The following is a 12,208-nucleotide window of genomic DNA, read 5'->3' as shown; positions in this document are numbered from 1 at the left end:
TTCAAACTACTCAAAAATACTAGTACCCCTTCTAATAGAAGTTACTATAATTGCCTTGTTTATTGAGAAATTGAAGAATTACGATCGCGCTAGCTCCAAGAAATATAGAATTTTTTAATGATTGTCACATCAGGCTACAGTCAAAAATTCAAAACAAAAAAATGCCAAACAATCAAAAGCATAGATAAATTTTATTAAACTTTCCCAAACCCTTACTACACCTAAATTGTAAGCGATATTAATTAATTATTAAGGCAGTAGCAAGGATAACAAAAAAAGATTAAAGTAATTTTTCTGATTGTCAAATTATACACTCTATGTATTCCAATTAGCTTTTTTATTTTAGGGACTAGAACGCCGATTCAGTATTGTAGTCGGGGATGAGAAACCGGGTTTCTTTCCCTAGCGCAGTCGATATTTTGTTACCCCAAGCCAAAGAAACCCGGTTTCTGGGATTACTGAATTGGTGTTCTAGGGACAGGGATTTCTTAAAGTCCCTGATTTTCAGTTACTCTGACATCAAAATCAATCTGAGTTGATGTAGATGAATTTGCCAAGGGAACGGAGAATCTTTTAATTTAGCCCATTTTTCTTTGAAAACCTCCGCTTGTAAATGGTAATCTTCGGTGTTATTGGGAGGAGAATTTAGTTTTAGATAAAGTGTGATTCGGTGTTGAGTTTCGCTGGTGCGAGTTAACCAACAGGGAAAGGTATTTTCTAGTTTTTCTTGATTGGAATCTTGAAAAAAGCTGATTTGGTGGGCGCGAATTCCCACAAAAGCTAGGGATTCGGGAATGGGTTCAATTACTTTTAGATTACAATCCCAATCAGTTGCTTGAATTTCTTGGGAAGTTTGAGCGATCGCACGAGAAAAGTTTTTACATCCAGTGATTTGTGCAGTGCGGAAAGTTCCGGGATGTTCAAAGATATTTTGTTTAGAATCAGATGCGATCGCTTTTCCCCGATCGATCACTAACAAGTTTTCACAAACTCGATAAGTTTCTTCTAAGTTATGGGAAACCATCAAAGTAACGCCGGGATATTCCTGCAAAACTAACTGTAATTGTTCTTCTAATTGCGCCCGTAAATAAGTATCGAGGGCGGAAAATGGCTCATCTAATAATAACACTTCGGGATTGCTGGCTAAGGCTCTAGCTAAAGCGACTCTTTGTTGTTCGCCTCCAGAAAGTTGACGGGGATAGCGATCGCCAAATCCCGCCAATCTCACTTTCGCTAATTGCATTTCTACTAATTCTTTAACTTTAGTTTGCGGTGTGTTTTTGGGTAAACCAAAAGCGATATTTTGGGCGACGGTTAAATGGGGGAATAAAGCGTAATTTTGGAACAGGAAACCAATTTTGCGATCGCGAGAAGGTACATTAATCTTTTTCTTGGCATCAAATAACACTTTCCCATTGAGAACTATTCTTCCGCGATCTGGTGTTTCCATTCCCGCAATACAGCGCAGAATCATACTTTTCCCCGCACCAGATCCGCCTAATAAACCTAAAGGGCGATCGTTACTATTAAAACTCACCTCTAAAGTAAAATCAGCCAATCTTTTTTGAATATCTACAAATAAACCGGAATTGTCGGTAGTTGGTAGTTGGTAGTTGGTAGTTGGGGTTATTTCTCTGGGTTTATTAATTCTGGTAATTTTTGATTTTTGTGTTCTTTTTTGTTCCCAAAAATTTACAGCGCTAATTGCAGAAAAGGAAATGGCAATAATTGTTAAAGCCCAAATCCACGCTTCTTGATTTGCTCCTGCTTCTACGGAAAAATAAATGGCGATCGGCAAAGTTTGCGTTTGTCCGGGAATATTTCCCGCTAACATTAATGTAGCGCCAAATTCACCCAAAGCTCGACAAAAAGCTAAAGTTGCTCCCGCCAAAATTCCCGGTAACGCTAAAGGAAAACTTACTCGCCAAAATATACTAAATTCTGAAGCTCCCAGCGTTCTAGCTACACTTGGTAAACTACCATCAATCTGTTCAAAAGCTCCCAACGCAGTTTTATACATTAAGGGAAAAGCCACAACTGTTGAAGCAATTACTACAGCGTACCAAGTAAACACAATATCAATGTTTACCATCTGTAAAATTTTACCAAGGGGGCCATTTTTTCCCAATAACATCAACAGTAAAAAACCCACAACTGTTGGTGGTAAAACTAAGGGAGAAACAAAAATCCCTTCGATGATTGCTTTTCCTTTCCCCCGATAAGCTAACATCCAATATGCCGCAGCAATTCCTAAAAAGAAAGTGACGATCGCTGCTATGGAAGCTGTTTTTAAAGAAATCCACAAAGGAGATAAATCGTTAGGCATCGTTACTTTATACTATTTCAAAACTTCTTCGCCGTTGCCGTCTCCAAATCATACTCAAATCTAGTTTTACTATTAGTTTCACCGTAAATATTAAAAGTAATTGTCGGTTCGTCGCCGATCGCTTCTACACTATGAATCGCATTCGGTGTAAAACTAATAATATCCCCAGGTTCTAAAATTTTTTCTCCTACCTTCTCAATTCGATCGGGAAATTCCGCACTATTTGTTTTGCGCCAAAAGGTATTTTTTTCTCTACCTTTGATTACTGCTACTACTCCCCAAGTTCCGTGATTGTGAATCGTGGAAACCGTACCCGGAGCAAAAGTAACTGTTTGCACTGTTAAAGGAAAACCGATTTCATCGTACAAAATTAATACCGAAACACCAGTTTGGGGAGAAGCTTCTGAATATTGAGTTTGTACCCAGTAAGAATTGAGGATTAACTGACGTACTAAACGACGAATTTCTGGTAATAAACTGCTTTCGTTTGAAGCTTGAATTATGGCATCTTCAACTTCTGTCAGAAAACGGTAAAAGCGATATTCTTCTCGCAATAATTCCCATTCTCTTACAGCTTTACAAGCTTGGCAGATGCCATTGTCATTTAGTAACCAATCCGTCGCGCTCACTCAATTTTTACCCCTATTTAGCGATACCAAATCCGTACTTTGTAAAGATACTGCGGGCATTAGCACTCTGCAAAAATTGAGCATAGTCCTTAGCATCGGCTGCGTTTTTACTATTTTTTAGCACTGCCATTGGATAAACTACTGGAGAATGCAGATTTGCAGCCGCAGTTTCTACCACTTTTACTCGATCGGATATCTTGGCATCTGTAGCATAAACAACACCCGCATCAGCGTTTCCGCTTTCCACTGCTGCTAGAACGTTACGAACGCTGTTACCATAAGTAAACTTGGGTTTTAGCTGCTCTAAAATTCCCAAATTTTTAAAGATTTCTTCAGTATATTGTCCCACTGGTACGCTGCGAGGTTCACCAACCGCAATCCGTTTGACGTTGGGAGATGTTAAACCTTTGAAATTGGTAACAGTATTGGAGTTTTTCGGCGCAATTAAAACAACAGTATTAGTTAGCAAATTTCGTCTGGTTTCTGGTACAATCAGATTCTTTTGTTGTAGATCGTTCATCTGCTTTTGTGCGGCAGAAATGAATACATCCGCAGGCGCACCGTTTTCGATTTGTTGGAGTAACGCGCCGGAGGCACCAAAGTTGTAATTAACTGTGACGTTTGGTTTCGATTTTTGGTAAAGTGACTTAATTTCGTCCAAAGCATCTTTTAAACTAGCCGCAGCAGAAACTATGATTGTGGTGTTACCTTGAGCAGCGATCGGTTTTTGATTCCACACTCCGATGCCAACTACTAAAATTAAGGCAGCAAGAATCCAACCAATAAAGGCAATAGTACGTCTTTTGGTCATTTTTTAGTAGATAAGTTTGTTTGGCTATGTCACCTAAATGACTATTAGGACTGGCTGATTGGTATGATCGAGCCAAGAATAAAAATACTATACCAACAAAGTTGGTGAATGTCTATGCCTAGAAAAGAACAAGGTTGGATTACTTTTCAATCTTCGGAAGAAGAGCGCAATCTATTAGAGCAGTATTGCCAAGAATCTCAACGCTCTAAAACTGAAGTATTGCGAGAGTTAGTTCGCAGTTTAACCCAACAATGGCAAAAAGTTTCCCAAAATTCTCCTAGTGTAATACAGGAAAAACCAACAGTTCCATCCACCTATCAAGTGTTGGGAATTAGCGCCCGCAACAACATTAGAGGTAAGGTGAAACAGGTGTTAATTGGTGATATTACCGCAGAAGTAATTGTAGAGATTGCCCCTAATGTAGAAATTGTATCTGTAATTACTAAATCTTCAGTGGAACGGTTTGCGATCGCCCCTGGAAAAGAAGTCTGCGTCGTAATAAAATCCTCAGATGTCATGATTGCAGTAGAACAATAAATATTATCAAGTCTTGACTTTATTAAATAAGTAGTGAATAATCTGCTACTATAACTGAGCAAGAAATCTATCCATAGGTAAAAAAATGAAAATTAGTGCTCGTAACACGCTGAAAGGTACAGTCAAACAGCTTATTCCGGGTGCAGTTAATACAGAAATTGTTGTAGAAATTGCTCCTGGGGTAGAAGTAACATCTATCATCACCAAAGCTTCAGCTGAAAGCCTGGGAATTACCGAAGGTAAGGAAGTTTATGCTGTGATCAAATCCTCAGATGTGATGGTAGCTGTCGATTAAAATATCAACTGCTGAGAGTAGTTTTTGTCTTTAGCTGAGAACTACCTCAGCGATTTTATCCTACAGATTTTTTGGCAATTTATTATTGATTAATCCGCACAACAATAGCACGGGCAATTTCTTTATCCAGTGCGATAGAAATATTGCCAACTTTAACAATAAAAGTAGGGTAACGCTGTTGCAGAGAAACAACACTTCCCAACTTAATTCCCATTGCTATAACTTTTTGAATAGTAGTCTCGCTGAGATTACGAAAACTACTTACTACACCCTGTTCATGAGGTTCAAGCAACTCTAGTGAAGATAGACAAACGGTAAAACCTTGATTCAACATGACCGCATAAAGATCAACAACAACTAAAACTTAGTATGATTGAAATTGCTCATTCTGCTTGTAATATAAACTACTATTTTCTAAGTATTTACTAAATTCACGAATAAGAAAAACCCCTTGTTCCTAATCTCAAAAATACTTAACTAAAATAGTAGTATTTTGATTGAAAGATGGTTAGGGGCTAGAAGAAATGTGATTGATTATGACAACTATAGGCTAACATATAAGTTACTAAATCAACTCAAGATTTGAGTGATTTAAGTATTATTTAAAATGTGTGGCAATCCAGTATAATTCCATCCATAAATGGGGATTTTCTTGCTTTAATTGAGATAAAGGATCGCGCAATAACTTGGAAGCATTGAGACAACTTACATCTACTAATCCCATATTTTCGGCAATATCTTTGAGCAAACTTTTCTCAGATTGTAATTCCGGGATTAGGTTATCTGGACAATATATAGTAATATAATAAAATCGTTTCTTTAGCCTTTTAACGGAAAATTCGACTACTTTTACATAGCAGCTTTGGAGTAATTTTCCTAATCTGGGGTGCATTCGATCGACTATCTTAGCAAACTCATGAGCTAAGTATTCTTCGCTAATCATTTTATTGGGTTAAAACCGACAAGAGTGCGTAAGTATTTTTAGGGTGCCATGCTTGAAGGAAGTAAAACTTCTCGGAAAATTAGAGTAGATTTAACAGGTATGATTGATGGATTTGTCAAATTAACACTAATGAGTAAATAAATCAATATTTCCAAACTAGCTAACAAATACCACCAAAAATGTTTCCTCATTTCATTCCTTCATCCATGTCAAAGCGACAGTATTGTTTTAGATTTGTACCAAGAGGCAGAGCCTCTATTCTTCGTTCCCAGGTTCAACCTGGGAACGAGGACAAAGGAGGTTCCACCTCCTCTTATCTGAATTGAGCGATCGCAAATCTAAAAAGGGAATTTTAGAAGCCGTAGAATTTCCAGAAGGAACTACGACTTCTATCCAGAAAAAATGCGAACAGAGTTTTAAACAAGATAAGCTTCTTGATGAGTCTTAATCGTACAATCAGAGAGCGGTTTAGCCACACAAAGTAGCACGAATTTCTTTTCTATTTGCTCATCATCCAAGAAGTTTTGGTCTTCTTGATTAACCTCACCTTCCTCAATTTTACCGACACAGCTAGAACAACTTCCAGATTTACAAGAAGATGGTAACTCTATATCTTGTTCTTCCGCCGCATCTAAAATATAAGTATCTTCATCGACCTCAATTGTTACATCCATTTCGGGAGGCTTGTTTTTTTTGCCTTTAATCAAACGTACTTTGTAGGTAGTAGCCATTTTTGGAACCTCGGACAATTCTTCAATTCAAGTAGTCTGGACATCTAGTTAACTGCAAGAAGTACCTGCGGGAGTGCAATCTCCCACTTTAAAAGACTTACCACAGCCACAAGAATCTGTTGCATTAGGATTGCTGAACTTAAATCCAGACTCAGTTAAACCATCAACAAAATCAATTTGGATTCCTTCCAACAAAGGCGCACTTGCTTTGTCAATGTAAAACAGCACTTTGTCTTCTTCAAATACCAAATCATCAGGTGCAGATTCGCTGGTGATATTCATTTTATATTCGTAACCGCTGCAACCACCATCACCTACTCCTAATCTCACAGCTTTCCGAGGCGCACTTGGATCTTCTGCATTAGAAGCTCTTAAGAAAGTGCGAAGACGAAGTGCTGCTTTTTCTGTCAAAATAACGGTCATAAAATCTCCTTCAGATGATAGTAGGTGAAAGTGTACTAACGTAAGTTGCTAGTGAGTTCCAGCATTTTTGATCCCCCTAAATCCCCCTTAAAAAGGGGGACTTTGAATTCAATAATGTTAATAGCAAAGTTTCCGCTGGTTCCCCCTTAAAAAAGGGCACTTTGAATTCAATAATGTTATTTGAATTCAATGATGTCAATAGTAAAGCTTCCGCTGGTTCCCCCCTTTTTAAGGGGGGTTAGGGGGGATCTCCTAACTAATGGCTATGATTGCCACAAACGGGACAATGAGGATCTTGGTAGGGGCGACGTTTGGCAAAATTTAGCCCTCCCAAATCCATCGTCAAAAGTTCAGATAACAGAGGCTTTTCAAAACCAGTAATTACCTTGATTGCTTCTAGGGCTGTCAAACAAGCTAACGTTCCCGAAACTGCTCCTAAAACACCAAAACTGCGGCGATCCCAATCAGGTTTTTCGGGGAAAATACAAGATAAACAAGGAGTTTTTCCCGGAATAATTGTGGTTAAATAAGCCTCCATTCCATTCATCGCCGCCTCTACCATTGGCTTACGCCAACGCACACAAGCAGCATTCAATAAATCCCGTTCTTCAAAGTTGTGAGCGCAGTCAAGAGCGATATCTGCTTGTAATACCAAAGAATCCACATTTTCTGAAGTGACATATTCAGGAATTGCCTCAATTTCTACATTTGGATTAATAGCAGAAAGAGTTTCCTTGGCTTTGATAACTCTTGGTTTTCCTACCCAATCATCCGTCATTAAAATTTGACGGTTCATGTCATCTTGGCGCAATTCGCCACCCCGGACTAGGATCAGTCTACCAACTCCAGCCACCGCCAAATATAGCGCCGCCGTACCGCCTAATCCCCCTACACCTGTGACTAATACAGTCGCTTGGCGGAGTTTTTGTTGTCCTGCTTCTCCAAAATTAGGAAGCATCATTTGGCGATGGTAGGTTTCAATTTCCGTCGGTGTAAGGTTTAACATTTGAATTCTCCTGATTTACGCTTCTAACTCAGAGAGAAGAACCACATTTTTGGGCTTTTCTTTGAACACTTTGAACAACTTTTGTTCTACCCCAGAAGAAGTGATGAACAAGTTATAAGAATCGATCAGAGCATCCTTGTATTTGTCTAATTTGTCTTCATCACTGTCAGCAGGAAAATTAGTATCAATTTCAGCCATTAGATGAGAGAATTTCTTCAAAATGTGCAAGCGATTCACATTTACCAATTGCTGATCGTAAGGGAGTTGGAAAAACTGAAAATATTGTTCAGCATCAGTGAGTTTGCGAAAATCAGTTAGGCTCTGTGTCATTTTTATTGCTCCCGTGCTTTTAGTTGTTTCTTCAGTTCATCTAGCTCGCGATAAAGCTCGTAGGTTCTGGAAGCTACTTCCATGATTTGCTCGAAGTCAGTTGGTAAACCTTCCGCTAAATCATGAAGTTCCATTTTGAGTTGTCCACCTTTGCTATTGAGGCGTTTAATTTGAGTTTTTAACTCCTCAATGCTGGGTTGGTTGGAAGTTGCAACGTCTGCTTGCACCATAGTTTTTCTCCCTTTTAGTCAATCGAAAATTCTAAATCGAAAGTCAGTTGACTAAAGCTGGGCAACATCCCCATGTTTTTTACCTAATTCAATGGCAGATTTAGCAATTTTTTCGCCTTCAGCTACCAATTTTTCCAAAGAGTCAAAGCCGAAACGTTGGGCATCGCGCAGAGTTTTTGATACCAACAGTAAGCGACCTGAGAATACTAAAGCCCAGCCAAAACCTTCATGACTTAAATCGATGACAACTTGAGAAAGTAACCCAGTTTCTTGTTCGATTAAAGATGCGATCGCACGATAGAAAGTAATAATTCTAGACTTAGTAATTGGATCTACTTCGCCATCAACAGAAATCTTCCGTTTTTGCTCTTTGCTTACAACGTAAGGTTTGAGAATCAACTCATCCGACCAATTACGGAAAGTACCATAAGGATCGTGGGCGCGGAGTTGACGGACTATTTCTTGCAGAAGTGGTGTAGTTTTAATTAACTCTTCAGCACTAACTTGGGGGGTAGCTTCCGTTGTTGTCATTGTACTTCAATTGCCTCTTGATTAAGTATCTAAATTTACCAGTCGTCATGTAAGGGAGAAGCATTCGGGTAACAATTTATTAACTCAAATATTAAACTTTGTTTCCGAATGTTCTGCCCTATTCTGCTTCAAAATCTTGGACTTTTGTTTCTCTTTGTTGCAGTGCTTTTCGCAGCCAAGGTGGAGGACTTCCTTTTAAGGTTTCTACTAACCTTGTCAGGACATCATCAATTTCGTCTTCTTCAGTTTTTGACTTAATTGGAGTGACGTTTTTGCGAATTAATCTCGCAGCTGCACTCCCGCCAATTGCTGCAACATAGACAATTGTGCAGTCAGCTAAAGCTTCTAGTTTGGGAACTAATTTATCCTCGGTGCCATCTTCTTTGAGGTCGCCATCAAATTGGATAGTATCTACTAATTTATAGCCCTCAGTTGACACTTCATAAACTGTCATTTGCTTTGCCCAACCAAAGTGAGCGTTAATATGAACTTTGTCACTTGTAGCAAATGCAATTTTCATAAGTATACTCCTTTTTTTGTTTGAATTATCGGAAGAATAGAATTATTTAATGTTTATTTTTTGTTTCTTCTTCTTCCAACAAAATGTTACCAATTCGGAATAAAACCTCTTTGGTTCCGCGATAACCAACGGAGGCAAAGTGACCGTTGCCTAAGCGATCGTAAATCGGTAAACCCTGGCGATAAAGGGGTATACCTAGTTTCTTACTAACCCTCTTACCTTGGGAATTAGTAATCAACAAATCCGAACCAACTGCCAAATTTTCCAGGTCTTCTAAATCACCAATTGTTACAGATTCTACAGGTATTTCTGCTAATAAAGGTGACTGGGTAGTAGTGATAGCAGCTTGAATTTCTGCCCCCATTTCCTGTAAAAAACAGCTAGTCGAATATAACAAATCTGGTTCCAATCCCAAAGATATTTTCTTCCGTCCAAAATAGAAGTGAGTATCTAACATGGCATCCTGCAATTGTCCGCGCTGGTGGCGATATTTTTGCGGAATAGGTTGCCCACTTAATTGGGATAGTTTGACGAGAAAATCATCAACAACTTTTAACCCTGTTAGTCGGGTAAAAACTTGATATTCGGTGCCGAATCTTTGCTGTAAAATTTCGGCTGCACCCCTCATACTTTCACCAATAGCTAAAGTGAAAGCAGAAGCACCCACACTCCGCAACTCGGCTACACTTGTTCCGCCTGTAGTGACAGCACTAAAATCACCATCAGTTAAGTGCCCATCTAGCGATTGAGAAAGGTCGGGAATTGCGATCGCTTTTAACCCAAAAGCAGTTACAATCTCCTTAATCTCCTCCACATCTCCAGGCGCAAAAGCCGAACTCACTAAAATTGTGACTTGATCTTTTTGCGTTTCACTCTTCTCTGGAATTTGACCTACAATCCCTTCAATAGCAGCAGCATAACCATCTTGCAAAGCACCCTTAAAATCAGGAGTAGAAACGTAAACTAAAGGTAACTCATTGATACTTTCATGGCGTTTTTTAATCTGTTTGATGATACCTTCCATATCATCACCTCTAGTTTCCGTTAACCCTGTTGTACAAAGACCAATTATTTCCGGTTTTGCCTTTTCCAACAGAGTTAAAATCGCCGTTTGGATGTTATCTTCTCCCCCTAAAATTGTGGTAACTTCCGTCATCGCCGTAGTGCTTAAAGGAATCGCTTCTCGGAAGTGCCGCACCAACATTACTTTAGCAAAAGCTGTGCAACCTTGGGAACCATGAAATAAAGGCATCATTCCCTTCAAACCTAAGAAAGCTAACGCTGCACCTAGCGGTTGAGATTGTTTGAGAGGATTAACAGCAACGGGTTTTTTGGGGTTAAGTACAGTAGCCATAATTCAAGAGTTATGAGTTTTGAGTGTTGAGTTTTGAGTTAATTACTAGTTTCGAGGTTTGAGTTTTGAATTAAAAATTATTTTCCATAACTCAAAACTCAAAACTTAGAACTCAAAACTAATTATCCCAAGGTGCAGGTTGACGTACTTGTTCCCAAATTGGACTGTGAAGTGCTTCGTCTAATTCCCTTGCCATTTCCACCATTCCTTCATAACCTGCGTAGGGATGATGGCGTTCTTGGTTAATATCAAGGAAAGGAATTTTTGCTTTTAAAGCTGTGTATTGATTTCTGCCTCCAGCAATCAACATATCTGCCCTAGTTTTCTCAATTACATTCAGTAACTCGGCAGCATTTCCCTTTTCCAACATCATGCCGTCTTTGCCCAGCAATTCTTTAATTCTTGCCTTATCTTCTTCGGTACTTTTCTTCGTACTAGTGGCAACTACTTCCATTCCTAAATCTTTAGCAGCGGAAATAATCGACCAACTTTTTACGCCACCTGTGTAAAGTACCACTCGTTTACCTTGTAACCGGGCGCGATAAGGTGCAAGGGCTCGATCGAGCTTTTCTGTCTCCTCAACAATCAATTTTTCCACTCGTTCTTGCAAATCTGCATCGCCAATTTTAGCGGCAATATTTCGCAAGCAACGATTCATATCATCAACGCCGTAAAACGACTCTTCAATGAAAGGAATCCCATACTTTTCTTCCATCTTTCTCCCCATGTTGATCAGCGCTTTTGAGCAGATCATCACATTGAGTTTGGCGCGATGGGCGGTGCAAATTTCCTTGTAACGGGCATCACCTGTAATTTTTGCCAGAACACGAATGCCTAACTTTTCAAATAAAGGTAGAACACCCCACATTTCCCCAGCAATGTTGTACTCCCCAATCAAATTAATGTCGTAAGGAGTGGTATATTCTGGTTCCTCAGTTCCGACAACATATTCTAATAATGATTCGCCACCGATGCGATTACCCAAGTTTTTGCTGCCAACAAAACCGGGAGAATTAACTGGAATTACCGGAATCCCAATCTTTTGGGAAGCAGCATGACAAACAGCATCTAAATCATCACCAATCAACGCAGTTACACAAGTTGAATAAACAAAAACCGCCGCTGGTTGGTAACGATTTTGCACATCTACAATTGCTTTGTAGAGCCTTTTTTCACCACCAAAAATCACATCATTTTCATTTAAGTCGGTGGTAAAACCCATCTTGTAAAGACTAGGGCCAGAAGAAAGACTGCCGCGACTTCCCCAAGAATTTCCCGCACAAGCGATCGGCCCATGAACCAAATGCGCTACATCTGTAACAGGTACTAAAGCAATACTAGCTCCATCAAAAGCACAACCACCTTGAGCAGCACCAGGTTGGGCTTGTTGCGTACAAGATTTATTCTTCTTTTGCCCGTCTTTGTGGTGATTATGTTCGCAAGCTTTCTCGTTAAGAAGTTCGTTGATTTTACCTTGAGTAATTTTCATGACTCTCCTGGTAATTGGTAATTGGTAATTGGTAATTCTTGATTAGTTCTTGG

At 39.3% G+C, this 12,208-nt stretch carries 16 protein-coding genes; 2 read left to right on the top strand and 14 right to left on the bottom strand.

Going from position 1 to position 12,208, the window contains the following annotated elements; genetic code table 11:
* Nucleotides 1–508: 508 nt before the first annotated feature.
* Genes modB through modA form a run of 3 tightly spaced genes read right to left on the bottom strand, consistent with a single transcriptional unit; the run spans nt 509 to nt 3,766 of the window.
* On the bottom strand, nt 509–2,326 hold the full coding sequence (gene modB, locus ACE1CA_RS09285; RefSeq protein WP_459563572.1) for a molybdate ABC transporter permease subunit: 1,818 nt from the start codon (nt 2,324–2,326) through the stop codon (nt 509–511).
* A gap of 17 nt (nt 2,327–2,343) precedes the next feature.
* A complete protein-coding gene (locus ACE1CA_RS09280; protein ID WP_413276602.1) occupies nt 2,344–2,955 on the bottom strand; it encodes a cysteine dioxygenase family protein in 612 nt (203 codons plus the stop codon).
* A gap of 13 nt (nt 2,956–2,968) precedes the next feature.
* A complete protein-coding gene (gene modA / locus ACE1CA_RS09275; protein WP_413276601.1) occupies nt 2,969–3,766 on the bottom strand; it encodes a molybdate ABC transporter substrate-binding protein in 798 nt (265 codons plus the stop codon).
* Nucleotides 3,767–3,880: 114 nt separating this feature from the next.
* Between modA and ACE1CA_RS09270 the strand changes: the two genes are divergently transcribed.
* Complete coding sequence (locus ACE1CA_RS09270; RefSeq protein ID WP_413276600.1) at nt 3,881–4,303, top strand: TOBE domain-containing protein; 423 nt, start codon at nt 3,881–3,883, stop codon at nt 4,301–4,303.
* A gap of 85 nt (nt 4,304–4,388) precedes the next feature.
* A complete protein-coding gene (locus tag ACE1CA_RS09265) occupies nt 4,389–4,598 on the top strand; it encodes a TOBE domain-containing protein (RefSeq protein ID WP_413276599.1) in 210 nt (69 codons plus the stop codon).
* An 82-nt stretch (nt 4,599–4,680) separates the two neighbouring features.
* Here the strand turns inward: ACE1CA_RS09265 and ACE1CA_RS09260 are convergent, their stop codons facing one another.
* The 11 genes from ACE1CA_RS09260 to nifE form a co-directional block, all read right to left on the bottom strand.
* Nucleotides 4,681–4,932, bottom strand: coding sequence for a FeoA family protein (locus tag ACE1CA_RS09260; RefSeq protein ID WP_413276598.1), 252 nt, complete (start codon nt 4,930–4,932; stop codon nt 4,681–4,683).
* A gap of 264 nt (nt 4,933–5,196) precedes the next feature.
* Nucleotides 5,197–5,541 (bottom strand): hypothetical protein, encoded by a 345-nt coding sequence (locus ACE1CA_RS09255; RefSeq protein WP_413276597.1) that lies wholly within the window; start codon nt 5,539–5,541, stop codon nt 5,197–5,199.
* A gap of 416 nt (nt 5,542–5,957) precedes the next feature.
* On the bottom strand, nt 5,958–6,272 hold the full coding sequence (locus ACE1CA_RS09250; RefSeq protein ID WP_413276596.1) for a 2Fe-2S iron-sulfur cluster-binding protein: 315 nt from the start codon (nt 6,270–6,272) through the stop codon (nt 5,958–5,960).
* 48 nt (nt 6,273–6,320) lie between these two features.
* A complete protein-coding gene (locus ACE1CA_RS09245; RefSeq protein WP_413276595.1) occupies nt 6,321–6,695 on the bottom strand; it encodes a HesB/IscA family protein in 375 nt (124 codons plus the stop codon).
* Nucleotides 6,696–6,951: 256 nt separating this feature from the next.
* A complete protein-coding gene (locus tag ACE1CA_RS09240; protein WP_413276594.1) occupies nt 6,952–7,701 on the bottom strand; it encodes a HesA/MoeB/ThiF family protein in 750 nt (249 codons plus the stop codon).
* 15 nt (nt 7,702–7,716) lie between these two features.
* Nucleotides 7,717–8,031, bottom strand: coding sequence for a nitrogenase-stabilizing/protective protein NifW (gene nifW, locus ACE1CA_RS09235; RefSeq protein WP_413276593.1), 315 nt, complete (start codon nt 8,029–8,031; stop codon nt 7,717–7,719).
* Between the two features lie 2 nt (nt 8,032–8,033).
* Nucleotides 8,034–8,261, bottom strand: a complete 228-nt coding sequence (locus tag ACE1CA_RS09230) for a CCE_0567 family metalloprotein (RefSeq protein WP_413276592.1) — start codon at nt 8,259–8,261, stop codon at nt 8,034–8,036.
* Nucleotides 8,262–8,312: 51 nt separating this feature from the next.
* Complete coding sequence (locus ACE1CA_RS09225; RefSeq protein ID WP_413276591.1) at nt 8,313–8,792, bottom strand: NifX-associated nitrogen fixation protein; 480 nt, start codon at nt 8,790–8,792, stop codon at nt 8,313–8,315.
* A gap of 118 nt (nt 8,793–8,910) precedes the next feature.
* Complete coding sequence (gene nifX / locus ACE1CA_RS09220; protein WP_413276590.1) at nt 8,911–9,312, bottom strand: nitrogen fixation protein NifX; 402 nt, start codon at nt 9,310–9,312, stop codon at nt 8,911–8,913.
* Nucleotides 9,313–9,358: 46 nt separating this feature from the next.
* Complete coding sequence (nifN, locus tag ACE1CA_RS09215) at nt 9,359–10,666, bottom strand: nitrogenase iron-molybdenum cofactor biosynthesis protein NifN (protein WP_413276589.1); 1,308 nt, start codon at nt 10,664–10,666, stop codon at nt 9,359–9,361.
* A 118-nt stretch (nt 10,667–10,784) separates the two neighbouring features.
* Nucleotides 10,785–12,155, bottom strand: a complete 1,371-nt coding sequence (gene nifE / locus ACE1CA_RS09210) for a nitrogenase iron-molybdenum cofactor biosynthesis protein NifE (protein ID WP_413276588.1) — start codon at nt 12,153–12,155, stop codon at nt 10,785–10,787.
* Nucleotides 12,156–12,208: the final 53 nt, after the last annotated feature.

The organism is Floridaenema evergladense BLCC-F167, assembly GCF_041929205.2.
Taxonomy (GTDB): domain Bacteria; phylum Cyanobacteriota; class Cyanobacteriia; order Cyanobacteriales; family Aerosakkonemataceae; genus Floridanema; species Floridanema evergladense.
The sequence above is the reverse complement of the archived record's forward strand: the minus strand, read 5'-3'. Positions and strand labels throughout refer to the sequence as shown.

Bases quoted from the DNA above. Each gene is read 5' to 3' on its own strand.
- nifX (WP_413276590.1), bottom strand. From the start codon at position 9,312: ATGAAAATTGCATTTGCTACAAGTGACAAAGTTCATATTAACGCTCAC.
- ACE1CA_RS09250 (WP_413276596.1), bottom strand. From the start codon at position 6,272: ATGGCTACTACCTACAAAGTACGTTTGATTAAAGGCAAAAAAAACAAG.
- nifN (WP_413276589.1), bottom strand. From the start codon at position 10,666: ATGGCTACTGTACTTAACCCCAAAAAACCCGTTGCTGTTAATCCTCTC.
- nifE (WP_413276588.1), bottom strand. From the start codon at position 12,155: ATGAAAATTACTCAAGGTAAAATCAACGAACTTCTTAACGAGAAAGCT.
- ACE1CA_RS09240 (WP_413276594.1), bottom strand. From the start codon at position 7,701: ATGTTAAACCTTACACCGACGGAAATTGAAACCTACCATCGCCAAATG.
- ACE1CA_RS09265 (WP_413276599.1), top strand. From the start codon at position 4,389: ATGAAAATTAGTGCTCGTAACACGCTGAAAGGTACAGTCAAACAGCTT.
- modA (WP_413276601.1), bottom strand. From the start codon at position 3,766: ATGACCAAAAGACGTACTATTGCCTTTATTGGTTGGATTCTTGCTGCC.
- ACE1CA_RS09260 (WP_413276598.1), bottom strand. From the start codon at position 4,932: ATGTTGAATCAAGGTTTTACCGTTTGTCTATCTTCACTAGAGTTGCTT.
- nifW (WP_413276593.1), bottom strand. From the start codon at position 8,031: ATGACACAGAGCCTAACTGATTTTCGCAAACTCACTGATGCTGAACAA.
- ACE1CA_RS09245 (WP_413276595.1), bottom strand. From the start codon at position 6,695: ATGACCGTTATTTTGACAGAAAAAGCAGCACTTCGTCTTCGCACTTTC.
- ACE1CA_RS09225 (WP_413276591.1), bottom strand. From the start codon at position 8,792: ATGACAACAACGGAAGCTACCCCCCAAGTTAGTGCTGAAGAGTTAATT.
- ACE1CA_RS09270 (WP_413276600.1), top strand. From the start codon at position 3,881: ATGCCTAGAAAAGAACAAGGTTGGATTACTTTTCAATCTTCGGAAGAA.
- ACE1CA_RS09230 (WP_413276592.1), bottom strand. From the start codon at position 8,261: ATGGTGCAAGCAGACGTTGCAACTTCCAACCAACCCAGCATTGAGGAG.
- ACE1CA_RS09255 (WP_413276597.1), bottom strand. From the start codon at position 5,541: ATGATTAGCGAAGAATACTTAGCTCATGAGTTTGCTAAGATAGTCGAT.
- modB (WP_459563572.1), bottom strand. From the start codon at position 2,326: ATGCCTAACGATTTATCTCCTTTGTGGATTTCTTTAAAAACAGCTTCC.